At 37.8% G+C, this 24,605-nt stretch carries 15 protein-coding genes and 3 pseudogenes; 12 read left to right on the plus strand and 6 right to left on the minus strand.

Annotated features, from left to right (window positions below):
• Nucleotides 1-272 precede the first annotated feature (272 nt).
• On the plus strand, nt 273-6,581 hold the full coding sequence (locus J4P91_RS08265) for a Cna B-type domain-containing protein (protein WP_207993571.1): 6,309 nt from the start codon (nt 273-275) through the stop codon (nt 6,579-6,581).
• A 188-nt stretch (nt 6,582-6,769) separates the two neighbouring features.
• On the opposite strand, the pseudogene J4P91_RS28810 reads toward J4P91_RS08265, so the two are convergent.
• From J4P91_RS28810 to map, 3 genes and pseudogenes are all read right to left on the minus strand, one after another.
• A pseudogene (locus J4P91_RS28810) lies at nt 6,770-6,944 on the minus strand (type I methionyl aminopeptidase); the annotation flags it as partial.
• A gap of 288 nt (nt 6,945-7,232) precedes the next feature.
• Nucleotides 7,233-8,633, minus strand: coding sequence for a M28 family metallopeptidase (locus tag J4P91_RS08270; protein WP_207993572.1), 1,401 nt, complete (start codon nt 8,631-8,633; stop codon nt 7,233-7,235).
• A gap of 439 nt (nt 8,634-9,072) precedes the next feature.
• Complete coding sequence (gene map, locus J4P91_RS08275) at nt 9,073-9,870, minus strand: type I methionyl aminopeptidase (RefSeq protein WP_207993573.1); 798 nt, start codon at nt 9,868-9,870, stop codon at nt 9,073-9,075.
• 196 nt (nt 9,871-10,066) lie between these two features.
• On the opposite strand from map, the gene J4P91_RS08280 reads away from it, so the two are divergent.
• From J4P91_RS08280 to J4P91_RS08295, 4 genes are read left to right on the plus strand one after another with little or no spacing between them, the layout of a single operon-like run.
• Nucleotides 10,067-10,969 (plus strand): ABC transporter ATP-binding protein, encoded by a 903-nt coding sequence (locus J4P91_RS08280; protein ID WP_207993574.1) that lies wholly within the window; start codon nt 10,067-10,069, stop codon nt 10,967-10,969.
• Nucleotides 10,966-11,700, plus strand: a complete 735-nt coding sequence (locus J4P91_RS08285) for an ABC transporter permease (RefSeq protein ID WP_207993575.1) — start codon at nt 10,966-10,968, stop codon at nt 11,698-11,700. The genes J4P91_RS08280 and J4P91_RS08285 overlap by 4 nt, the downstream gene beginning before the upstream one ends.
• The gene (locus J4P91_RS08290) at nt 11,701-12,831 is read left to right on the plus strand and encodes a sensor histidine kinase (protein WP_207993576.1); all 1,131 of its coding nucleotides are present in this window, start codon (nt 11,701-11,703) and stop codon (nt 12,829-12,831) included.
• Nucleotides 12,828-13,430 carry a response regulator transcription factor gene (locus J4P91_RS08295; RefSeq protein ID WP_207993577.1) on the plus strand — a complete coding sequence of 201 codons (603 nt, stop codon included), beginning with the start codon at nt 12,828-12,830 and terminating at the stop codon, nt 13,428-13,430. Before J4P91_RS08290 ends, J4P91_RS08295 begins: the two co-directional genes overlap by 4 nt.
• 64 nt (nt 13,431-13,494) lie before the next feature.
• On the opposite strand, the pseudogene J4P91_RS29565 reads toward J4P91_RS08295, so the two are convergent.
• A pseudogene (locus J4P91_RS29565) lies at nt 13,495-13,971 on the minus strand (M4 family metallopeptidase); the annotation flags it as partial.
• A 165-nt stretch (nt 13,972-14,136) separates the two neighbouring features.
• Here J4P91_RS29565 and J4P91_RS08300 point away from each other — a divergent pair.
• A complete protein-coding gene (locus J4P91_RS08300) occupies nt 14,137-15,027 on the plus strand; it encodes a helix-turn-helix domain-containing protein (protein ID WP_207993578.1) in 891 nt (296 codons plus the stop codon).
• 264 nt (nt 15,028-15,291) lie between these two features.
• Nucleotides 15,292-15,429 carry a quorum-sensing peptide PapR gene (locus J4P91_RS08305; protein ID WP_017153587.1) on the plus strand — a complete coding sequence of 46 codons (138 nt, stop codon included), beginning with the start codon at nt 15,292-15,294 and terminating at the stop codon, nt 15,427-15,429.
• Between the two features lie 76 nt (nt 15,430-15,505).
• Here J4P91_RS08305 and uvsE read toward each other — a convergent pair whose 3' ends face one another.
• Entirely contained in the window at nt 15,506-16,459 is a 954-nt protein-coding gene (gene uvsE, locus J4P91_RS08310) for a UV DNA damage repair endonuclease UvsE (RefSeq protein ID WP_207993579.1), read from the minus strand.
• A 32-nt stretch (nt 16,460-16,491) separates the two neighbouring features.
• The gene (gene cls / locus J4P91_RS08315; protein ID WP_207993580.1) at nt 16,492-17,685 is read right to left on the minus strand and encodes a cardiolipin synthase; all 1,194 of its coding nucleotides are present in this window, start codon (nt 17,683-17,685) and stop codon (nt 16,492-16,494) included.
• 204 nt (nt 17,686-17,889) lie between these two features.
• On the opposite strand from cls, the gene J4P91_RS08320 reads away from it, so the two are divergent.
• From J4P91_RS08320 to acdA, 5 genes and pseudogenes are all read left to right on the plus strand, one after another.
• Nucleotides 17,890-20,001, plus strand: a complete 2,112-nt coding sequence (locus J4P91_RS08320) for a (Fe-S)-binding protein (protein WP_017153584.1) — start codon at nt 17,890-17,892, stop codon at nt 19,999-20,001.
• Nucleotides 20,002-20,010: 9 nt separating this feature from the next.
• Nucleotides 20,011-21,295 (plus strand): annotated as a pseudogene (locus tag J4P91_RS08325) (acetyl-CoA C-acetyltransferase).
• 18 nt (nt 21,296-21,313) lie between these two features.
• Nucleotides 21,314-22,165, plus strand: a complete 852-nt coding sequence (locus J4P91_RS08330; protein ID WP_207993582.1) for a 3-hydroxybutyryl-CoA dehydrogenase — start codon at nt 21,314-21,316, stop codon at nt 22,163-22,165.
• A 93-nt stretch (nt 22,166-22,258) separates the two neighbouring features.
• A complete protein-coding gene (locus tag J4P91_RS08335; protein ID WP_207993583.1) occupies nt 22,259-23,389 on the plus strand; it encodes an acyl-CoA dehydrogenase in 1,131 nt (376 codons plus the stop codon).
• 30 nt (nt 23,390-23,419) lie between these two features.
• Complete coding sequence (gene acdA, locus J4P91_RS08340; protein WP_207993584.1) at nt 23,420-24,559, plus strand: acyl-CoA dehydrogenase AcdA; 1,140 nt, start codon at nt 23,420-23,422, stop codon at nt 24,557-24,559.
• Nucleotides 24,560-24,605: the final 46 nt, after the last annotated feature.

Raw genomic sequence — 24,605 nt, forward strand, 5'->3', positions numbered from 1 at the left:
TAATTTGAATTCCTTTATCTGTTTTTGTTAAACAATATAGACCAGAAATAACACAGTTTAGATATGTCGGAGAAATGAGATGAATCTATATAAAAAGCAAATTTCAAGTCTCTAAGTAATAGAAGAGTTGAAAAAGAGAAAAAGATGATAATAGCTATCAAACATATTTAAGGAAAATAGCTTAATGACATTGAATAATAAAATCTTTGTCATAGTATGTTTGTACCAGGATTTATCTATATTTAACTTTATAGGGAGGAATCACACAAAGCATGTATTTAAAAAGAATAACTTCGATTTTTTCGATTATAATGATTTTGATGTTTACTATAGGTCAGAGTTTGCTACCTATAATAGCAAATGCACAAGAACTCAATACATTAGGACTTGTAGATAGTTTTAAGATTGATAAAACAGATCTACAGTACGGAGAACGGACTCAAATAACTGTAAACTTCAGTGAAAAAGATGGAATTGAGCTGCAGCCTGGAGACACACTAACATTAACAATGCCTCCAGAACTAAAAGGATTTAATGGAACGATTCAGTTAGATGATTATGGTACTTGTAAAGTAACTGCGGGTACTGTGGTATGTACATTTAATGATAAAGTAGATACACATCAAAATATTAATGGGTTTTTTACTTTTAACGTTCAAGCTACTAATGTAGCGACGGATGAAACAAAAGAAGTTGAAACAAATTTAGGTACAAATTTAGATAAGCAAACGGTAACGATTACTGGTCCGAGCAGTGGTGGCGGTACAGACCCTGGAGAGGGGCCGTTCTTCTACAAAGTTGGTGATATTCAGCCGGATAATACCGATGAAGTACGCTGGTTCTTGAATGTAAACTATAATAAAGCAAAATTAAATACTGATATTATTTTGTCTGATAGTTTGCAAGAAGGCCAAACACTGAATAAAGATAGCTTCTATATATATGTTAATGATAAAGCCTATTTATCACTAACAGACTTTGAGAACCAAGGTTATGGAAAGGTTACGTTTACTAGCGATAACTCATTTAAATTTGTATTTAATAAAGATAAAGCAAGTGGAAACAAATTTGGAATTGGTTATACTGCTGCCATAACGGAAGCCGGAAAGAAACAAGAATTTTTCAAGAACGATTATACGATTGAGTATCAAGTAGAAAACAAAGAACCAGTTGTGGATTCGAATAGTGCCAAAGTCGAAAATATAACATCTAACGGTGGTGCTGAAGGTAACGAGATTCCAAAAGGAACGCTAAAAATTGTTAAATATATTGAAGGAAATGAAGACAAAGTAATACCGAATGTTTCGTTTAAGTTGTATAAAGAGTCTGGTGAACAAGTTGGGGGCGAATATAAAACAAATGACAAAGGGATAATTGAAACTCCTAAATTGCCACCAGGTAAATATTATGTGCAAGAGGTTTCAGCTCCGGACTATATTGATTTCGACCCTCAGACAAAAGTAGAGTTTGAAGTAAAATCAGATGCTGAAAATGGAGTCGAGTTGTCAATTCCGAATAAAGTGAAAACTACATCTGTTTCAGGAACGAAGATATGGAAAGGCGATAATGAGAAAGATCGTCCGAAAGCAATCAAAGTAGACTTACTACAAAATGGTAAAGTGATCGCAACGCAAGAAGTAACAGAAGCAAGCGGCTGGAAATATGAATTCAAAGATTTAAAGGCATACGATGTAGACGGAAAAGCATATAAATATGAAGTAAAAGAACAACCGGTAGACGGATATCAAACAGAAGTAAATGGTTATGACATTACAAATACAAAAGTGGTACAAACAACAAAAGTAGAAGGAACGAAAACATGGAAAGACGACAATTCGAAAGATCGTCCGACGATGATTAAAGTAGACTTGCTACAAAATGGCCAAGTAATCGCAACAAAAGAAGTGAGCGCAGCAAGCGATTGGAAATATGCGTTTACAGATTTAGAGGTATACGATGCAGATGGAAAAGCATATAAGTATGAAGTAAAAGAACAACCGGTAGATGGATATCAATCAGAAGTCAAAGGTTATGACATTACAAATACAAAAGTGGCGCAAACAAAAGTAGAAGGAACGAAGATATGGAAGGACGGAAATGGTGAAGGACGTCCGGAAACAATCAAAGTAGACCTACTACAAAATGGCCAAGTAATCGCAACAAAAGAAGTGAGCGCAGCAAGCGATTGGAAATATGCGTTTACAGATTTAGCGTTATACGATGCCGAAGGTAAGGCATACAAGTATGAAGTGAAAGAACAAGCCGTAGACGGATATGAATCAAAAGTAAACGGTTATGACATCACGAATACAAAAGTAGGTCAAACAAAAGTAGAAGGAACGAAGACATGGAAAGACGATAATGCGAAAGATCGTCCGACAATGATTAAAGTAGACTTACTACAAAATGACAAAGTAATCGCAACACAAGAAGTAAGTGAAGCAACAAAGTGGAAATATGAATTCAAAGATTTAGCGTTATACGATGCCGAAGGTAAGGCATATAAGTATGAAGTGAAAGAACAAGCCGTAGACGGATATGAATCAAAAGTAAACGGTTATGACATCACGAATACAAAGGTAGGCCAAACAAAAGTAGAAGGAACGAAGATATGGAAGGACGGAAATGGTGAAGGGCGTCCGGAAACAATCAAAGTAGACCTACTACAAAATGACAAAGTAATCGCAACAAAAGAAGTGAGCGCAGCAAGCGATTGGAAATATGCGTTTACAGATTTAGCAGCATACGATGCCGAAGGTAAGGCATACAAGTATGAAGTGAAAGAACAAAAAGTAGATGGATACCAAACAGAAGTGAATGGTTATGACATCACGAATACAAAGGTAGGCCAAACAAAAGTAAAAGGAACGAAAACATGGAAAGACGATAACGCGAAAGATCGTCCGACGATGATTAAAGTAGAGTTACTACAAAATGGTCAGGTCATCGCAACACAAGAAGTAAGTGAAGCAACAGGCTGGAAATATGAATTCAAAGATTTAGTGTTATACGATGCCGAAGGTAGGGCATATAAGTATGAAGTAAAAGAACAAGCAGTAGACGGATATCAAACAGAAGTAAACGGTTATGACATCACGAATACAAAGGTAGGCCAAACAAAAGTAGAAGGAACAAAAACGTGGAAAGACGACAATTCGAAAGATCGTCCGAAGATGATTAAAGTAGACTTGCTACAAAATGGCGAAGTAATCGCAACACAAGAAGTAAGTGAAGCAACAGGTTGGAAGTATGAATTTAAAGATTTAGCGTTATACGATGCTGAAGGTAAGGCATATAAGTATGAAGTAAAAGAACAACCGGTAGATGGATATCAATCAAAAGTCAAAGGTTATGACATTACAAATATAAAAGTGGCGAAAACAAAAGTAGAAGGAACGAAGACATGGAAAGACGACAATGCGAAAGATCGTCCGACAATGATCAAAGTAGACCTACTACAAAATGGCGAAGTAATTGCGACACAAGAAGTAAATGAAGCAACAGGTTGGAAGTATGAATTTAAAGATTTAGCGGCATACGATGCCGAAGGTAAGGCATATAAGTATGAAGTAAAAGAACAAGCTGTAGACGGATATCAAACAGAAGTACATGGTTATGACATTACGAATACAAAGGTAGGTCAAACAAAAGTAGAGGGAACGAAAACATGGAAAGACGATAATTCAAAAGATCGTCCGACAATGATTAAAGTAGACTTACTACAAAATGGCCAAGTAATCGCAACACAAGAAGTAAGCGAAGCAACAGGTTGGAAGTATGAATTTAAAGATTTAGCGGCATACGATACCGAAGGTAAGGCATACAAGTATGAAGTAAAAGAACAGCCGGTAGACGGATATCAATCAAAAATCAAAGGTTATGACATTACGAATACAAAGGTAGGTCAAACAAAAGTAGAAGGAACGAAGACATGGAAAGACGGAAATGGTGAAGGACGTCCGGAAACAATCAAAGTAGACTTACTACAAAATGGTAAAGTAATCGCAACACAAGAAGTAAGTGAAGCAACAGGCTGGAAATACGAATTTAAAGATTTAGCGGCATACGATGCAGAAGGCAAAGCATATAAGTATGAAGTGAAAGAACAAAAAGTAGATGGATACCAAACAGAAGTAAAAGGTTATGACATCACGAATACAAAAGTAGGCAAAACAAAAGTAGAAGGAACGAAGACATGGAAAGACGATAACGCGAAAGATCGTCCGGAAATGATCAAAATAGACTTACTACAAAATGGCGAAGTGATCGCAACGCAAGAAGTAAGTAAAGCAAGTGATTGGAAATATGAATTCAAAGATTTAGCGGCATACGATGCAGAAGGTAAGGCATACAAGTATGAAGTGAAAGAACAAGCAGTAGACGGATATCAAACAGAAGTAAAAGGTTATGACATCACGAATACAAAAGTTGGTCAAACAAAAGTAGAAGGAACGAAGACATGGAAAGACGACAACGCAACAGGTCGTCCGACGATGATTAAAGTAGACTTACTACAAAATGGCCAAGTAATCGCAACAAAAGAAGTAAGCGAAGCAACAGGCTGGAAATATGAATTCAAAGATTTAGCGGCATACGATGCAGAAGGCAAAGCATATAAGTATGAAGTGAAAGAACAAGCAGTAGATGGATATCAAACAGAAGTAAAAGGTTATGACATTACGAATACAAAAGTAGGTCAAACAAAAGTAGAAGGAACAAAAACGTGGAAGGACGACAATGCGAAAGATCGTCCAAAAACAATAAAAGTAGACTTACTACAAAATGGTCAAGTAATCGCAACGCAAGAAGTAAGTAAGGTGAGCGATTGGAAGTATGAATTCAAAGATTTAGCGTTATACGATGCCGAAGGTAAGGCATATAAGTATGAAGTGAAAGAACAAGCAGTAGACGGATATGAATCAAAAGTAAACGGTTATGACATTACGAATACAAAGGTAGGCCAAACAAAAGTAGAAGGAACGAAGACATGGAAAGACGATAATTCATCAGAACGTCCTAACATAATCAAAGTAGACCTACTACAAAATGACAAAGTAATCGCAACACAAGAAGTAAGTGAAGCAACAAAGTGGAAATATGAATTCAAAGATTTAGCGTTATACGATGCCGAAGGTAAGGCGTATAAGTATGAAGTGAAAGAACAAGCAGTAGACGGATATGAATCAAAAGTAAAAGGTTATGACATTACGAATACAAAGGTAGGCCAAACAAAAGTAGAAGGAACGAAGACATGGAAAGACGATAATTCATCAGAACGTCCTAACATGATCAAAGTAGACTTACTACAAAATGACAAAGTAATCGCAACACAAGAAGTGAGCGCAGCAAGCGATTGGAAATATGCGTTTGCAGATTTAGCAGCATACGATGCCGATGGAAAAGCATATAAGTATGAAGTAAAAGAACAACCGGTAGATGGATATCAATCAGAAGTAAAAGGTTATGACATTACAAATACAAAAGTGGCGCAAACAAAAGTAGAAGGAACGAAGATATGGAAGGACGGAAATGGTGAAGGACGTCCGGAAACAATAAAAGTAGACCTACTACAAAATGGCCAAGTAATCGCAACAAAAGAAGTGAGCGCAGCAAGCGATTGGAAATATGCGTTTGCAGATTTAGCAGCATACGATGCCGAAGGTAAGGCATACAAGTATGAAGTGAAAGAACAAGCAGTAGATGGATATCAAACAGAAGTAAAAGGTTATGACATCACGAATACAAAAGTTGGTCAAACAAAAGTAGAAGGAACGAAGACATGGAAAGACGATAACGCAACAGATCGTCCGAAGATGATTAAAGTAGATTTACTACAAAATGACCAAGTAATCGCAACACAAGAAGTAAGTGAAGCAACAGGCTGGAAATATGAATTTAAAGATCTAGCAGCATACGATGTTGAAGGTAAGGCATATAAGTATGAAGTGAAAGAACAACCGGTAGACGGATATCAAACAGAAGTAAAAGGTTATGACATCACGAATACAAAAGTAGGCCAAACAAAAGTAGAAGGAACGAAGACGTGGAAGGATGACAATGCGAAAGATCGTCCGGAAATGATTAAAGTAGACTTACTACAAAATGGCCAAGTGATCGCAACGCAAGAAGTGAGCGAAGCAGCAGGCTGGAAATATGAATTCAAAGATTTAGCGGCATACGATGCAGAAGGCAAGGCATATAAGTATGAAGTGAAAGAACAACCGGTAGATGGATATCAAACAGAAGTAAACGGTTATGACATCACGAATACAAAAATCAAGGACGGAACAGGTGAAGTTCCTACAGATCCAGGTAAAGAACCGGGCACAGATCCAGGTAAAGATCCAGGTAAAGAGCCAGGCACAGATCCAGGTAAAGAACCAGGCACAGATCTAGGTAAAGAGCCAGGTACAAACCCAAATAACGATGCCAAAGTTCCACCTACTAAAGAAAATGATAAGCCGACAGTATTACTTCCTAACACAGGAGGAACATCATCAGAAATGATTTCAATTGTTGGAGGTATGGTATTGTTCCTTTTAGGTGGAATTTTATTCGCTCGTCAAAGAATAAAAGAATAAAAAAGCTTTAGATTATTGATTACACTGTAATCTGAGTAGTAGATAAATTAAAAAATTACTATTGATAGTACTCCCTTTAGGTAGATATTCAAAAAAACTTCATGATAAGGTGAAGAAAAGAATGCAACCTGAAGGGGGTCTTTTTTACCGAAAGAAGAGAGCGCTTTCAAAGTGGACTCAATCGGCAGCTCAATAATATGGTCAGCTTTCATAGAGATGAACGGCTTTAAAGTGATAACAAAACCGTCTTTAAGAAGTCCATTATCCATTGAATCATAAATTTAGAATGTAATTTGGTACCTCATGTAATTTAAGGTCAATGCTATATTCCATTAAATTTTGGATGACTGCATAGCCATCTTTACGGTGAAGTTAGAAATAGTATTTTGTAAAACTTTGTTCTTAAATGATTGCAGAGGTAGCTTTTGTTTCTGAAACAAAGGCAGTAGTTCTTGTTAATTCAGCAAAAGTTAATGCATCTGCAGGAATCGTTTTTTCATAATAGAAATGCCTTCTTATTTAGGAATAATAGTTATTGTTACATTTGGTATTCTACATGATAATACCTTGTAATAAATATGCTTTTATGCATATTTATTTTTTCTCAATAAAAAGCCACCGATTAATTGTAAACGGTGGCTTTGAATATGATTAGGCGGCTTTCTGTCCTTGGCTTGCGGCTGGCTTTTGAAGAACATCATAAACACCAGTACCAATGACATCTAACGCCATTTTCATACGCTCAGGTGACATGTTTTCTAGAATGTTATCTTGTGGTGTGTGGTATACCTTTTCAATGTGATAGATAAGTGGATCCCAACTATCTACTCCCATCCAAATGAATAGAGCTGCAGGAATACCCGCGTAAGCAAATGGCACATGGTCACTAGAACCGAATTTTCCTTGCAGAACAAGATCATTATTTAATTGTTTAGCAGCATTTAGTGTAGCATCTGTTACAAGATTCGTAGAACCATCTGGCGTCATTGCGTATAAATTTTTCGCTTTATCATAGCTTGTAGCAACCATATCAGCATTGAAAACACCTAAAATACGATCACGTTCTTGCTTTGATAAGTTGTCAACGTAGTGTTCAGAGCCAAGTAGACCCATCTCCTCTGAGCCAAAAGCAATAAAGCGGATTTCTTTATCGGTTTCTACATTTTGAAACGCACGAGCTAATTCTAATACTAATCCTGTTCCAGAAGCATTGTCATTCGCTCCAGGTGCTCCGATTACGCTGTCATAGTGGGAACTTACAATAACAGCTTTTTCATTTCCAGTGCTGTTTTTCGGTTTCTTTTTCGCGATAACATTTAGAGATTGTAAGTTTGATTCATGTCGTGCTTTTAAAGAAAGAATTGTACTACCTTTTTTTGCTAATTCCTCTTTGAAGGCATTTCCTTGTGCATAAGCAAGACCAAATACAGGGATTGATTGTTTTTTCGTTAATCTTGGATTGAACGTTTGTCCATAGTTGCCGCGCCCACCAATTAAACTATATAAGAGAACGCCTTTTGCACCTTTTGCTACAGCATTTTCTACTTGTTTGTTGTAATCTGCTACTGTTGCGCCTCTTTCAAATAAGACAATTTTTCCATTTACTTCATTTGGAATTTCGTCTAACTTTGTCCCATTTGGCACAAAAATGAGGGGAGCCGTAACAGCTTCAGTTGAAATAAGGGAATTTGGAGCAGCGCCGGCTTGCCAATTTCGTGATTTGGACAACGGTGATTCAATGAACCCTACATATTGATCGGGTACAGCAAATGGTTGGTATTCTACTTCATATCCCATTGACTTTAATTTCATTCCAACATAGCGAGAAGCCCATTGTTCTGATTGTGTTCCACCAGGACGGGGACCAATTGTTTCTGATAAAAAACGGACGTGTTCGATTGCGCGGTTAGCATCAACTTGCTCTGTAATAGATGGAGTTTTAATAGTTTCTGATGGAGAATCAGCTTTTGCTTGTCCAATTGGAGCTAAACTGACAGCGAGTGTTGCAGCAAGCAAAGAGCTTACTATTTTTTGTTTCAATGTTCTCTTCATATATTCCTCTCCCATTCTTCTATTCTATCTGACTGACAAAAGAAGACGGATAACGACTCTATTCTATCTTTTATTTTTTGTATTTTCAATTAATTAAAGTTGAGAAATAAAAGTGAGAATAATTCTGTATGCATATTTGCATATTTTTAGAAGAGATGTATGTGCTATTATTCTAGAGAAAGGTTCGCTTTCATATTGAAGGCCCCTAAATTGCATGAATCTAGTGTACCCAAGCTTTAGATTATGTAGAGAAAAAGAAATTCAGGGTGGGATTTCTTTTTCTCATGCTTGAACCTTTTGAACAAGAGGATTGTCATGTTTCCACATTCCATGGTAATCATTAGAAGCTGTAAGATATCCATATGAAAAAAGAGAAATCACGATTGATTTCTCTTTTTTTGTATAGAAAAAGGAATGCTATGTGCATTCCTTCTATTTCTTATAGCTGAGTTAAAATAATTGGTTCACCACGTGTTACGACAACTGTATGTTCACATTGTGCAACAAGGCTTTTATCTGGTGTTACAAATGTCCAGCCATCATCGCCGCGTTCAATGATGTGATCAGCTTTCATGGAGATAAATGGTTCTACAGCGATAACAAGACCGTCTTTCAGAAGCGCATTATCCATTGGGTCGTAGTAGCTTAAAATATGGTTTGGTGCTTCGTGTAAGCTAAGCCCAATGCCATGTCCTGTTAAGTTTTGGATAACTGCATAGCCATTTTTATGTGCAAAATTGGAAACTGCACGACCGATTTGATTTTGTTTTGAACCAGCTTTTACTTTTTTCATTGCTGCCCAAAACGCGTCTACTGCAGCTTGGCAAAGTTTTTCTTTTTCTTCATCTTGCCCAAGAACAAAAGAAATACCTGTATCTGCATAGTAACCGTCAAGTGCCGCAGATACATCCACATTTACTAAGTCGCCTTCTTTTAATACTTGATCTTTTGGAATACCGTGAGCAACTTCTTCATTGACACTAATACAAGTTACGCCTGGGAAATCATATTCTTTTTCAGGTGCAGAAATGGCACCGTGCTCGTCTAATACTTTTTTGCCGATCAAATCAAGTTCCTTCGTTGTCATGCCTGGTTTCGCTTGCTTTTTCATTTCTTCACGTGCGAGCGCAACAACGCGGCCGATTTTTCGTAAACCTTCTAAATCTTGTTCATTACGAATGATCATAAAAAAAACCACTGTCCTTCCTCGAATGTATATCTTACACGATTGTATCATGTTTGTTTTTGTCCTGCTACTTGCGTGCTATTAGCTCCTCTCTATAAAGGTTTTAAAGAGGTATAGAACATAGTAGTGTGACTCATTTCATAAGGATTTCATGACAACTGTCATATGCATATCATGACGTATCTTACTGTTTTCCATCTCTTCCAATTTATACAATGTAAATATAAGGAACAGCGGAGGTGGAGAGATGGAAAAGATTATCGAAGTAAATGGTGTTTCGAAAACATTTAAACATAAAAAGGCTGTAAATAAAGTTTCATTTCATGTGGAGAAAGGGCAAATTGTTGCACTCCTTGGGCCAAATGGTGCGGGAAAAACAACAACGATCTCAATGATGCTGGGATTAAAAGATCCATCAGAAGGAAGTGTTTCTATATTTGGGAAGAGTCCTAAGCATCGAGATGTTCGTAATCGTCTTGGCGCAATGTTACAAGAGGTAAGTGTGATTGATAGTATATCAGTTGGCGAGGCAATTGATTTGTTTCGTAGTTATTATACGAATCCGGTTGCAAAAGAAACATTGCTTCAGTTATCAAACTTAGAGTCAGAAATAAAGCAACGATGTGAAAAACTATCTGGTGGTCAGAAAAGACGTTTAAATTTTGCGCTCGCACTTGCTGGAAATCCGGATTTATTATTTTTAGATGAACCGACTGTAGGAATGGATATTACGTCTAGAAAGACCTTCTGGGAAACGATTCGAAAGTTAGCAAGTGAAGGGAAAACGATTATTTTAACAACGCATTATTTAGAAGAAGCTGATGCACTAGCGGATCGCATTTTATTATTTGCAAACGGAAAAATCATTGCAGATGGTACACCAGAGGAAATGAAAGCGACGATTTCTCGAAAAACGATTTCATTTTATCCAAAGGAAAAAATTCCGACAGGCTTGCTGAAGGAGTTACCGCATGTTACGGGAGTCCAGTTCCATGAGCAGCGCGTTATTCTCACAACAGATGATACGGATGCTACGTTGCAAGCAATTTATAAAGAGAATTTACCTGTTACAGATATTTCAGTTGAGCGTGGAAGTCTTGATGAAGCGTTTGAACAGTTTATCGCAAATCAGAAGGAGGGAATCGCATGAAAGCATTATGGATGCAATGCAAAATAGAGATTTTACGTACATTCCGCAATAAATTATTTATCTTTTTCTCACTATTAATGCCAGTTATGTTCTATTACATTTTTACGAATGTCATTCAAGTACCACAAAACGGAGATGCTTGGAAAGCGCATTATTTAATTTCGATGGCTACTTTCAGTATTGTAGGAACAGCACTTTTTAGTTTTGGCGTGAGACTTTCTCAAGAAAAGGGGCAAGGATGGACACACCTTTTAAAAATTACACCACTTCCAGAGGGAGCATATTTAACAGCTAAAATTATTGCTCAAACAGTGGTAAATGCTTTTTCAATACTTGTGATCTTTGTTGCCGGCATATTAATTAATAATGTGGAATTAACAATTGGACAATGGATTGGTGCGGGATTATGGCTATTACTAGGTGTGACACCATTTTTAGCACTTGGAACGGTTGTAGGTTCAATTAAGAAAGCAGACGCAGCTGCTGGGCTCGCTAATATTTTAAATATGAGTTTAGCAGTTCTAGGCGGTTTATGGATGCCGATTGAAGTGTTTCCAAAGGTATTAAGAAAAATTGGTGAATGGACACCAACCTATCATTTTGGAAGCGGAGCATGGGATATTGTCGCTGGAAAGTCTATAGGATGGGAAAATACCGCGGTTTTAGGAGGTTATTTCCTTATATTTGTTGTAATATCAATATATATAAGAAAAAGACAGGAAGCGGTATAAATGATGGAGAAAAAGCAGTTTGAACTTTTTCCAAAGCAAATGGGGTTCTTCCCTTATATGTGGTTTGTGTATCTACTATTTCCAATTTACAATTTAACGCAAGTATCGGGATGGAAACTTTTAATGGGGATCGGCATGTTGGTGGTTTTTGTCATCACATACCGTCAGCTTTATTTTGTGAAAAAGACGTTTGTTTTATGGGCATGTATTCAAATGGTGATTATATTCATATTTGCTTTGCTTTATAATCCCTTTATGATCTTTTTTGGTTTTTTTACTGCCAGTGCGATGGGATTTGTACCAAATAAAAAAGTATTTCGAGTGTTGTTTGGTCTTTTGATAGTAATGCTTGGAGCGTTTATATTCGTGTATGTAAAGCAGCTAACAACTACAAGTTTAGTCAATATAGTTCCAATGTTTATTTTAATGCTTCTTACACCATTTGGTATGCGTAACTTTAATCAAAAAAAAATGTTGAAAATGCAATTGAGCCAAGCTAATGAACAAATTAAAGACTTAGTAAAACGTGAAGAACGTCAGCGAATTGCAAGGGATCTTCACGATACATTAGGTCATACATTATCTCTTATTACTTTAAAAAGTCAGCTTGTTGAGAAACTGATTGTGAAAAATCCAGAACGTGCAAGTCTTGAAGCAAAAGAAATTACGCAAACATCACGTACAGCTTTGAAGCAATTACGAGAATTAATTTCAGATATGCGGATGATTACTGTTGAGGAAGAACTTGAGCAAATAAAGGCTATCCTGCAAGCTGCTAATATTTCATTAGAAGTAGAGAAAAAGGCGAGTTCTAGTTCATTATCACCACTTGAACAAAATATTTTAGGAATGTGTTTACGTGAGGCGGTAACGAATGTTGTCAAACATAGTAAGGCAACGGCATGTACAGTTTCTTTATTTGAAACACAAGGAGAACTGACTTTGCAGGTTCAGGATAATGGAGTAGGGTTACAAGTGCAAGGTAAAGATGGAAATGGCATATTAGGTATGAGGGAAAGACTCGCTCTTATTGATGGGACGCTAGAGTTAGATGAAATCAATCGTGGAACGATGCTAACGGTGAAAGTTCCTATTGTAATTAGAACAGGAAAAGATGAGGTGAGAGCATGATTCGAATTATTATTGCTGAAGATCAACGAATGCTACGCGGGGCGCTAGGAGCCCTACTTGATTTAGAAGACGATATTGAAGTGGTTGGGCAAGCAGAGAATGGGGAAGAAGCTTTAAAATTAATTGAAAAACTGCAGCCAGATGTAAGTATTATGGATATTGAAATGCCAATTCAAAGTGGATTGGATGTTGCTGAAACATTACAGAAGAAAAAATTATCATGTAAGGTAATGATTTTAACAACGTTTGCACGACCAGGTTATTTTGAAAGGGCGATGAAAGCTGGCGTTCATGGGTATTTATTAAAAGATAGTCCGAGTGAAGATTTAGCAGCAGCAATCCGTAATGTAATGAAGGGAAAGCGGGAGATTTCTCCTGAATTAATGTTTGGATTATGGCAAGAACAAAATCCATTATCAGATCGCGAGAAAGAAGTACTTTTGTTAGCGAAAGAAGGAAAAACAGCAAATGAAATTGCGAAGGCCCTTTATCTTTCTCCTGGTACAGTACGCAATTATATTTCAGAGGTACTAACAAAGCTAGATGCTAAAAATAGAATTGAAGCTATCACAATAGCAGAGGAAAAGGGATGGATATAGAAAAAGATGTTTACCGGTTATAGTGGTAAACATCTTTTTTTCTTTTTTGAATCTCTATCACTAGAATGTAAAGTGTATGACATAATATAGATTTTGCTTCATTTTTCGACAAAAAATTTGTTATAGTAAGAATAGGTTGCTGTTCTATATTTTGGGCAATTTTACCACTAACAGTCTTAATTACCTCATGTTTATCTACTTTAACAATGATGTCTTGACCATATACTTTGTCATTTTTATATATTTGGAAAAGATATACTTTGGTTTGATTTTCTTGTAAGTTGAAAATCAACATTTTTTCAGTGGTAACTTGTTTTTGTTACGCGTTAGCCTCTTGTACTTCACATTTTAAGTAGTTTTAGCAATATTTCCTACTTTGACGTTTTGTGGTTCATTTTATTTACTAATTATCAAACTAGGTTGAGTAACTTCAACATTCACTTCACTTTTATCAATTTCGGGGCACGAAAATTACTTCTATTGATAAAGGATACAGTAGAACAAAAGTAAGGAATGTACTAGCAACTTTTCTATCACTTATCTCTAACACTTAGAGTATTGTATTTGTATAAGATAATTTACAAGAAAAGTTTGCTGAATGATACATATTATGCAATATTTCATGTCTAAAAATGTCGAAAAACCATTATTCTAGTGGTATGACAACTTGAAAAGTTAGATTTCTGTAATGGGATGGTGAGCTATTATGCACGCAGAAAAGCTGGGAGCCGAAATAAAGAAAATTAGAATGTTAAGAGGTTTAACACAAAAGCAGTTGTCTGATAATATATGTCATCAATCAGAAGTAAGCAGGATTGAGTCAGGAGCAGTATATCCAAGTATGGATATACTTCAAGGGATTGCAGCGAAATTACAAGTTCCCATCATTCATTTTTATGAAGTTCTCATTTATTCTGATATTGAAAGAAAGAAGCAGTTTAAGGATCAAATTCAAATATTGTGTAAGAAGAAGCAATATGCTGAAATCCACAAAATTGTTTCAGAAGAGCTTAAGAAAGAAGAAAGTCACCCTGAATTTAAGCAGTTTCTTCTATGGTATTATCATTTATCTGCTTATGCTTTAAAGAAGGTTAATTTTGAATATTGCATTTCAGAGCTGAAAAATATAATTCATCAGCAGTATGGCGGGGTGGACGTGTTTCAAAATTTATATATTGAAAATTCGATTGCTAGTATTTATGCAGAAAATAACCATTTAGAAAAAGCTATTACATTATTTCAAGATATTTTAAAACAGCTTGAGTCATTACAGAGTGATCAGGATTTTGTTGTTAAAGTTCGATATAATTATGCGAAATCTTTATATTTAAATAACGAATATGAAAAATCGCTCCAGCAAGTAGACAAAGCAATTGAAACGTCGCGTCTTATTGGGAGTATGAAGCTTCTTGGACAACTGTACTACCAAAAGGGAGAGTGCTTAGAGAAATTAATCTATCCGCCGAGTGAAATTACATTTGTTTATGAAAAGGCTTTATTATTTTTTGATTTACTAGATTTACATTCTTACAAAGAAACATTGTTAGCAAAAAAGGACTTAGCTGGTCGTAATGAACGGACAATATTCTCTCACTAATTAAATTTATCCGCTATTCGCGGGCAGTAGGACTCCCACCTCAAGATTCAGGGAGAAATGAGGAAGATAGGTGAAAGATAATTGTCCGTAAATGCCTAATCGGCGAGAGTTAGCCATCAGTGTAGGATTAAGAACCCCCCGCTGATGGAAGTTTCACTTTATATTTTTAAATAATAAAATCATACGAGAATATGCATAATTGCATTTTTTTAAGAAATTATTTCATGATATATTTAGAAAAAATAGAACATAGGGTGATAAGTGATGAAAAAATTTCTTGCATGTGGTTTAATGGCAATAGCAATGCTCGCTGGTGTTGCGTTCGGAGTGAGTCAAGATCACGCATTAACAAATCAACAGGAACAAGTACAATTAGCTTCAGATTTACCATTTGAACATTAAGATAGAAAAAGAACCCATTGATGGGTTCTTTTTTCAGGCTGTGGAGAAGACTTTCTCCACAGCCTGAACGTTACAATTACCATTGTAACGTTGCACCGCTTGTCCGTTTTATTCCTCTTATAGAAGCAAGCTCATCGACTAACTGAAACAGTGCTAAATCTTTTTGTTTGCTCTCAATCATGATATCGAAGTCCTGATTCATGACCTTGGCAATGTGTAAAAAAGGTTTTATAAATGCAGCATCAATATAGTCAGCGTGAGCTCTGAACTCCTTTTCTGACCTCGGTGAAGAAATATGGACTTTAGGAACTGTATGTGTATGATTCCACGTTTCGAAAATAACTGGTAGTAGTTCCTCTAACGGTTCATCACAAATATTTGCTATGTGATGATGATAATCAAAGACAAAAGGAATTCTTTCTTCCTGGCAAATAGCTAATGTTTCAGAAGCTGTATATGTTTTATCATCATTTTCAAGTGTCATTTGCTGTTTGATAGGTGATGGAAGCTTTTTTATATTCTCATGAAAGCGCAGAACTGCTTTTTCTTTGTTACCATATGCACCACCTACATGAATATTAATATAAGAAGAATCCGCTAAACTCATTGCATCTAATACATTATAGTGATATGTCATATCTAACACAGCATTGTCTGTGATATGAGGTTTTTCACTTGTAAATAATGTGAACTGGTTTGGATGAAAGCTAACCCGTAAGTTATGCTCTCGAATTAATTCCCCTATCTTATGCCAAAGTGGTTTAAAGATATTGATATAATCAAAATCGACTTCAGGATGAGTTGCTAGTGGAACAATGGAAGATGATAATCGGTATAATGGAATTTCATGTGCGATATTGTAATGAAGGATACGTAATGTATGCATAAGATTTTGTATTGTAATGTTATATAATTTTTCTTCTCGCTCTTGTTTTCCTAGCTTGCTCCACGTTGTAAATGTCATTGTTTTGGCAGGAGAACAGTCCCACAATGCGACTGCATGTGAGACATATCCAAAGCGTATGATCATGTATGAAACACCTCGTTACTTTGTAAGTTGTGTTATAAGAAAAACGCCAGCAATGTCCCAATCCATTCCTTTCCTTTATCAATAAAAGATAGGGAGGAAACATCTTTCCAAGAAAGTAGTACAGATCCTTCTATGTCTTCATTAATTTTCGTTTTAATTTCTTGTATAAAAGCTGAATCATATAAGAGACAATTTATTTCGTGATTGATATATAAACTTCTCATGTCAACATTAGCTGTTCCAATATCACAAGTATGGTCATCTACCATAATAATTTTTGCGTGAAAGAACCCTTGCTGAAATTCATAAATGTTACAGCCTGCTTTCATCAATTTCCGGCAGTATGGTAATTTAGCTTCGCGAACGAGTGGGTGATCTGCTTTTTGGGGTACAAGAATTGTAATGTGAACACCACGTTTTTTCGCTTGTAATAAAGCATTCATTACTACTTTTCCCGGAATGAAATAGGGTGTGCCAATGTAGAGTTCTTCTTTTGCACTTTCAATAAGTGATACAAATGTTTCCTGTAAATAAGCACCGTCTGTTGGGATAAAGCGTTGTAGCATAGGACCTGGTGCTTGTTTAGGAAAAAATGACGCTTCTTCTAGTAAATCTTCATTTGTATCATCACGCCAATCGTGTAAAAATTGTTTTTGTAAATCTTGCACGCCTTCTCCGGTTAGGCGCAAATGATAATCGCGCCACAAACCCAATTTAGGATTATGCCCTAAATATTCTTCTCCGATATTGAATCCGCCGATATAACCAATTTTCCCATCAATAATCGTAATTTTGCGATGGTTTCTTTGATTTGCGGAAAAAAAGAGAAAAGGAAATTTGATTTTATGACAATATGAAAAAGACACACCGTGCTCTCGCAGTGAACGAATAGATTCATCCGATAAATGATGACTTCCTATACGATCGAGTAGAAGACGTACTTGTATACCTTGCTTTGCTTTTTCAGTGAGAAGCTGTAAAAAATTTTGACTAATTTCATCATTTTTGACAATGAAAAATAAAATATGTATATGATGATTTGCTTGTTGTATATCCATAAATAAATCATTGTATAAATTGGTTCCCCATGTATACAATTTAAAATTGCTTCGTCTTAAAGGAAAAGAGCGGGGCCTTATTTTTTTTAAATGATGTTTCCTTCCAAATAAAAAGTCGAGTAGGACCCATATGACAAAACATATTAGTACGAGAGATAAAAAGAGCATAATCAAATTACCTCCTAAGAATTCATTCTTATATTTTCACCCAAATAAACAGCTTTATGAAAAAATGTGTTGTTGTATAACAAAAAACTGTTGACTGAATGCTCACTCATTATATAATGGGGATAGGGGATATAATTCAGAAAATTATTTATTTTCGAAGATTCTAAAAGAAAGAGGGCTTACAAAGAGAGGGGTAGCATAAAAATGAATAGCTTACTGATCATGAATTGGCTGGCTGCCATTGCTGTTATTGCTTATGCGGGGTATTTGTTTGTATATCTTATACGAACGAGGATGGCCTACATACAATTAGGAAAAAAAGTAGAATTTGATCGCCGCTTTAAAGAACGATGGGATCTTCTGAAGGTTAACGTTTTCGGTCAGAAGAAGTTGCTGAAAGATAAAAAAAGCGGTATCATGCACGTTATGTTTTTTTATGGATTTATTCTTGTCCAATTTGGAGCAATTGACTTCATTTGGAAAGGACTTGCACCAGGATCACATCTTCCACTTGGACCACTATACCCTGCATTTACATTCTTCCAGGAAATTGTCACACTAATGATTTTAATCGCAGTATTTTGGGCTTTTCATAGAAGATACGTTGAAAAGCTGGTTCGTTTAAAACGTAATTTTAAATCAGGCCTTGTTCTTATTTTTATCGGGGGCTTAATGCTTTCTGTACTACTTGGTAACGGTATGGGCATTATATGGCACGGCGAGGAGCTTTCATGGAGCGAACCGATTGCTTCTGGAATTGCTTACGTTTTTTCAGGAATAAATGAAACCGTAGCCATTTCGGTGTTCTATTTCTCTTGGTGGGTGCATCTACTTATTTTGTTAACGTTCTTAGTTTATGTACCACAGTCAAAACATGCACATTTAATTGCTGGACCGGCCAATGTATTCTTTAGTCGTCTTTCTAATCCAGGAAAGCTTGAAAAGATTGATTTTGAAGATGAAACACAAGAAACATTTGGTGTTGGAAAAATTGAAGACTTTAGACAGACTCAGCTCATTGATTTATACGCTTGTGTAGAGTGCGGCCGCTGTACAAATATGTGCCCGGCAACAGGGACGGGCAAGATGTTGTCACCAATGGATTTAATTGTAAAGCTTCGCGATCATTTGACAGATAAAGGGGCAGCGGTGACATCAAAGGTACCATGGGTTCCGGCAGTTGCCTTTAACAATACACAAGGAAATCAGTTAGCGATGATGGCAGCGGGGCAAGGACAACAAGAATCGGCTGCAACGGCACTTGCTTATGATCCAAGCTTGATTGGGGACGTCATTACAGAAGAAGAAATTTGGGCATGTACAACGTGCCGTAACTGTGAAGATCAGTGTCCAGTTATGAATGAGCACGTTGACAAAGTCATTGATTTACGCCGTTATCTCGTTTTAACAGAAGGAAAGATGGATCCAGAAGCGCAGCGTGCAATGACAAATATCGAACGCCAAGGGAACCCGTGGGGGCTGAATCGTAAAGAGCGTGAAACATGGCGTCAAGGCGATGATGAAGTAACAGTTCCGACTGTAAAAGAGAAAACAAAAGCTGGCGAAGAATTTGAATATTTATTCTGGGTTGGATCAATGGGATCGTATGATAATCGCAGTCAGAAAATTGCGATATCATTTGCGAAGCTGATGAATAAAGCTGGCATATCATTTGCGATTCTTGGTAACAAAGAAAAGAACTCTGGAGATACGCCGCGCCGCCTTGGAAATGAATTCGTGTTCCAAGAGATGGCAACTAAGAATATTGAGGAGTTTGAAAAAGCAGGTGTGAAGAAAATCGTTACGATTGATCCGCATGCCTATAACACATTTAAAAATGAGTATCCAGACTTTGGCCTACAAGCAGAAGTCTATCATCATACAGAATTATTAGCACAGTGGGTGAAAGAAGGGCGATTAGAGCCGGTTCACCGCATTGAAGAAACGATTACGTATCATGATTCCTGTTATTTAGGAAGATACAACGAAGTATATGAAGCACCGCGCAGTATTTTAAAAGCAATTCCCGGTGTAAAAGTTGTTGAAATGGAGCGTAATCGTGAAACGGGCATGTGCTGCGGCGCAGGCGGCGGGCTTATGTGGATGGAAGAAACGACAGGCTCGCGTATTAACGTTGCGCGTACAGAGCAAGCACTTGCTGTGAAACCGTCAATCATTGGTACGGGATGTCCGTACTGCTTAACGATGATTAGTGACGGTACGAAAGCAAAAGAGGTAGAAGAGCAAGTTCAGACACTTGATGTAACAGAGATTTTAGAACGCTCTGTAATTGGGTCTAAGAAAGAAGCTATGTAATACGTAAGAATCCATACAACTTTAGAAAGAGGTGCAAGGTTTGCACCTCTTCTCAACGTAGGAGTACCGAGCGGGCGCTCAGCGCCGAAAAAAAGAAATGGGGGAAAGAAACTTGGTAAGAACAGTTATTTTAAGTGCTGCAAGAACACCGGTTGGAAAGTTTGGGGGATCTTTAAAGGATATAAAAGCAACGGAACTTGGAGGAATTGCGATTAAAGCTGCGCTTGAGCGAGCGGATGTTGCTGCAAACGATGTTGAAGAAGTTATATTTGGAGCGGTGGTTCAAGGAGGACAGGGACAAATTCCTTCGCGCCAAGCGGCGAGAGAAGCAGGGATTCCTTGGGAAACTCGTACAGAAACAGTGAATAAAGTTTGTGCATCCGGGCTTCGCTCCGTGACGTTAGCGGACCAAATTATTCGCACCGGAGATCAAACGCTTATTGTAGCGGGCGGAATGGAATCGATGAGTAATAGTCCTTATATTTTACAAGGTGCGCGCTGGGGATACCGGATGGGACATAATGAAGTTGCTGATTTAAATGTAGTAGATGGCTTAACGTGTTCATTTTCTGGCATACATATGGGCGTGTATGGTGGGGAAGTCGCGAAGGAAGATGGGATCTCTCGCGAAGCGCAAGATGAATGGGCGTATCGCAGTCATCAGCGTGCGGTTGCTGCGCAAAAAGAAGGGCGATTTGAAGAGGAAATCGTACCTGTATCTGTACCACAGCGAAAAGGAGACCCAATTGTTGTAGCGAAAGATGAAGCGCCGCGTGAAGATACAACAATTGAAAAGCTAGCAAAATTAAAACCTGTATTTGATAAAACAGCGGCAGTAACAGCTGGGAATGCACCAGGACTAAATGACGGCGGGGCAGCACTTGTATTAATGAGCGAGGACAGAGCGCAGCAAGAAGGAAGAAAGCCGTTAGCGACGATTTTAGCGCATACAGCAATTGCAGTAGAAGCGAAAGATTTTCCGAGAACGCCAGGTTATGTGATTAATGAACTTTTGAAAAAAACAGGTAAGACAGTGGATGAAATTGATTTATTCGAAATCAATGAAGCTTTTGCAGCAGTTGCAATTGCGAGTGCAAATATTGCTGGAATTGATCCGGAAAAAATTAACGTAAACGGTGGCGCGGTTGCTATGGGACATCCAATTGGAGCAAGTGGAGCACGGATTATTGTAACGCTTATTCATGCGCTGAAGCAGCGCGGCGGCGGAATTGGAATTGCTTCGATTTGCAGCGGCGGTGGCCAAGGCGACGCGATTATGATTGAGGTTCATTGATTAAAAGGGGGAGAAAAAATGAGTGTACAAAAAATTGTTGTAATTGGCGCTGGGCAAATGGGTTCCGGCATTGCACAGGTTTGTGCAATGGCAGGATATAACGTGTATATGCAAGATTTGAAGCAAGAACAATTAGATCGGGGATTATCCATTATTACGAAAAATTTAGCTAGACAAGTAGAAAAAGGACGCATGGATGAAGAAGTTAAAGAATCGACTTTAAATCGTCTTACAGCAACACTTGAATTAGATTGTGTAAAAGAAGCAGATCTTGTCATCGAGGCAGCTGTTGAAAAAATGGATATTAAAAAGAAAATTTTCGCGAATTTAGATGAAATTGCACCAGAACATGCAATTTTGGCGACAAATACCTCTTCTTTACCAATTACGGAAATCGCAGCAGTAACAAAGCGTCCAGAGAAAGTAATTGGTATGCACTTTATGAATCCAGTTCCGGTTATGAAACTTGTTGAAATTATCCGCGGACTTGCAACAGACGATGCAGTATACGAAGCAATTGAAGATATTACAAAGAAAATTGGAAAAGTACCTGTTGAAGTGAATGACTTCCCTGGATTTGTTTCTAACCGTATTTTATTACCGATGATCAATGAAGCGGTTTATACGCTATATGAGGGCGTAGCAACGAAAGAAGCAATTGATGAAGTAATGAAGCTCGGTATGAATCATCCGATGGGACCACTAACGTTAGCGGATTTTATCGGTTTAGATACGTGTTTATACATTATGGAAGTTCTGCATGAAGGACTAGGAGATAGTAAGTATCGTCCATGTCCATTATTACGTAAGTATGTAAATGCTGGTTGGCTAGGACGAAAAACAGGTCGCGGCTTCTACGTATACGAATAAGAAGCAAGGCAAGGTAGGTCTCCCTCTTTTTTTACAAAGTAGTGGTCTTACCAGGTGATTGAAGAAGATATATAGCAAATGGAGGCGGGGCATATGAATTTTCATTTTACAGAAGAGCAGCAAATGATGAGGAAGATGGTTCGAGATTTTGCACAAAAGGAAATTGCTCCCTTTGTTCCAAGTATGGAACAAGGGGTGTTTCCTAGAGAGATTTTGACGAAAATGGGTGAGCTTGGACTTATGGGAATTCCAGCACCAGCGAAATATGGCGGTGCCGAAATGGATTTCATTTCTTACATTTTAGCTATCGAAGAATTATCGAAGGTGAGTGCGACAATTGGTGTTATTTTGGCGGTACATACATCGGTTGGAACAAACCCTATTCTATATTTTGGAACAGAAGAACAAAAGCGAAAATATGTTTCCAAACTAGCAACGGGTGAATATTTAGGGGCATTTGCTTTAACGGAGCCGAATGCAGGTTCAGATGCAGGTAGCTTAAAATCAAAGGCTGTAAAACAAGGTGACCACTATGTCATTAACGGATCAAAAGTATTTATTACAAATGGAGGCGAGGCGGATACATATATCGTATTTGCTTCTACGAATCCAGATGCAGGGAAAAGTGGGATTTCTGCGTTTATTGTAGAGAAAGATACGCCAGGATTAATCGTTGGGAAAGATGAACATAAGATGGGGTTGCTTGGATCTCGTACAGTGCAGCTAACATTTGAAGATATGAAAGTGCCAGCAGAAAATCTGCTTGGCGAAGAAGGACAAGGTTTTAAAGTAGCGATGGCGAATTTAGATGTTGGCCGTATTGGTATTGGAGCACAGGCACTCGGAATCGCCGAGGCAGCGCTAGCGTGTGCAGTGGATTATGCGAAGGAGCGTCAGCAATTTGGAAAGCCGATTGCTGCGCAGCAAGGACTTGGCTTTAAACTCGCGGATATGGCTACGAGCGTAGAAGCGGCAAGGTTACTTGTATATAGAGCGGCATCGCTTAGAGCACAAGGACTTCCGTGCGGAAAGGAAGCATCTATCGCAAAGCTATTTGCTTCGAAAACGGCGGTGGATGTCGCAATTGAAGCGGTGCAAGTATTTGGCGGCTATGGTTATACGAAAGATTATCCAGTTGAGAGATTTTTCCGTGATGCGAAAATTTGTGAGATTTATGAGGGAACGAGTGAAATACAGCGACTTGTTATTAGCCGCGCACTATAGGAGAGGGAAGAGAGTGGGGAGGAAGAAAACATGCAGTTCAAATTATCAGAAGAACATGAAATGATAAGAAAAATGGTTCGAGATTTTGCAAGAAATGAAGTGGCACCGACAGCGGCAGAACGCGATGAAGAAGAACGATTTGACCGCGCTTTATTTGATCAAATGGCAGACCTTGGTTTAACAGGGATTCCATGGCCTGAAGAATACGGCGGAATTGGAAGCGATTACTTAGCATATGTGATTGCTGTAGAAGAGTTATCTCGTGTTTGCGCTTCTACAGGTGTCACGTTATCTGCTCATACTTCGCTTGCTGGCTGGCCTATTTTTAAATTTGGAACAGAGGAACAAAAGCAAAAATTTTTACGTCCGATGGCGGAAGGAAAGAAGATTGGTGCATACGGCTTAACGGAACCAGGTTCTGGTTCAGATGCGGGTGGAATGAGAACGACAGCGAAGCGTGATGGAGATCATTACATTTTAAATGGTTCCAAGATTTTTATTACAAACGGTGGTATAGCTGATATTTATGTTGTCTTCGCATTGACTGATCCAGAATCAAAGCAGCGCGGTACAAGTGCATTCATTGTAGAAAGTGATGCACTAGGATTTTCAGTTGGTAAGAAAGAGAGTAAGCTTGGAATCCGCTCTTCACCAACAACAGAAATCATGTTTGAAGACTGCCGTATTCCTGCTGAGAATTTACTTGGCGAAGAAGGGCAAGGATTCAAAATTGCAATGCAAACATTAGACGGTGGACGTAATGGCATTGCGGCGCAGGCTGTTGGTATCGCGCAAGGAGCTTTAGATGCTTCTGTGGAGTATGCGAGAGAACGGCATCAGTTTGGGAAGCCAATTGCCGCGCAGCAAGGAATTGGTTTTAAATTAGCGGATATGGCGACAAATGTAGAGGCAGCACGCCTATTAACATATCAAGCTGCTTGGTTAGAATCAGAAGGACTTCCATACGGAAAAGAATCAGCGATGTCGAAGGTGTTTGCTGGGGATACAGCGATGAAAGTAACGACTGAAGCAGTACAAGTATTTGGTGGTTACGGTTATACGAAAGATTACCCGGTAGAACGCTTTATGCGCGATGCAAAGATTACGCAAATTTATGAGGGAACACAAGAGATTCAAAGACTTGTAATTTCTCGTATGTTAACGAAATAAGAGAAAAAGCGTAGGGATTTTCCTACGCTTTTTCCTTCCAAATGTT

It is taken from the genome of Bacillus sp. XF8, assembly GCF_017498755.1.
Lineage (GTDB): Bacteria > Bacillota > Bacilli > Bacillales > Bacillaceae_G > Bacillus_A > Bacillus_A bingmayongensis.

Bases quoted from the DNA above. Each gene is read 5' to 3' on its own strand.
- uvsE (WP_207993579.1), bottom strand. From the start codon at position 16,459: ATGATCATACGCTTTGGATATGTCTCACATGCAGTCGCATTGTGGGAC.
- J4P91_RS08320 (WP_017153584.1), top strand. From the start codon at position 17,890: ATGAATAGCTTACTGATCATGAATTGGCTGGCTGCCATTGCTGTTATT.
- cls (WP_207993580.1), bottom strand. From the start codon at position 17,685: ATGCTCTTTTTATCTCTCGTACTAATATGTTTTGTCATATGGGTCCTA.
- J4P91_RS08265 (WP_207993571.1), top strand. From the start codon at position 273: ATGTATTTAAAAAGAATAACTTCGATTTTTTCGATTATAATGATTTTG.
- J4P91_RS08300 (WP_207993578.1), top strand. From the start codon at position 14,137: ATGCACGCAGAAAAGCTGGGAGCCGAAATAAAGAAAATTAGAATGTTA.
- J4P91_RS08330 (WP_207993582.1), top strand. From the start codon at position 21,314: ATGAGTGTACAAAAAATTGTTGTAATTGGCGCTGGGCAAATGGGTTCC.
- J4P91_RS08335 (WP_207993583.1), top strand. From the start codon at position 22,259: ATGAATTTTCATTTTACAGAAGAGCAGCAAATGATGAGGAAGATGGTT.
- map (WP_207993573.1), bottom strand. From the start codon at position 9,870: ATGATACAATCGTGTAAGATATACATTCGAGGAAGGACAGTGGTTTTT.
- J4P91_RS08285 (WP_207993575.1), top strand. From the start codon at position 10,966: ATGAAAGCATTATGGATGCAATGCAAAATAGAGATTTTACGTACATTC.
- J4P91_RS08295 (WP_207993577.1), top strand. From the start codon at position 12,828: ATGATTCGAATTATTATTGCTGAAGATCAACGAATGCTACGCGGGGCG.
- J4P91_RS08280 (WP_207993574.1), top strand. From the start codon at position 10,067: ATGGAAAAGATTATCGAAGTAAATGGTGTTTCGAAAACATTTAAACAT.
- J4P91_RS08305 (WP_017153587.1), top strand. From the start codon at position 15,292: ATGAAAAAATTTCTTGCATGTGGTTTAATGGCAATAGCAATGCTCGCT.
- acdA (WP_207993584.1), top strand. From the start codon at position 23,420: ATGCAGTTCAAATTATCAGAAGAACATGAAATGATAAGAAAAATGGTT.
- J4P91_RS08290 (WP_207993576.1), top strand. From the start codon at position 11,701: ATGATGGAGAAAAAGCAGTTTGAACTTTTTCCAAAGCAAATGGGGTTC.
- J4P91_RS08270 (WP_207993572.1), bottom strand. From the start codon at position 8,633: ATGAAGAGAACATTGAAACAAAAAATAGTAAGCTCTTTGCTTGCTGCA.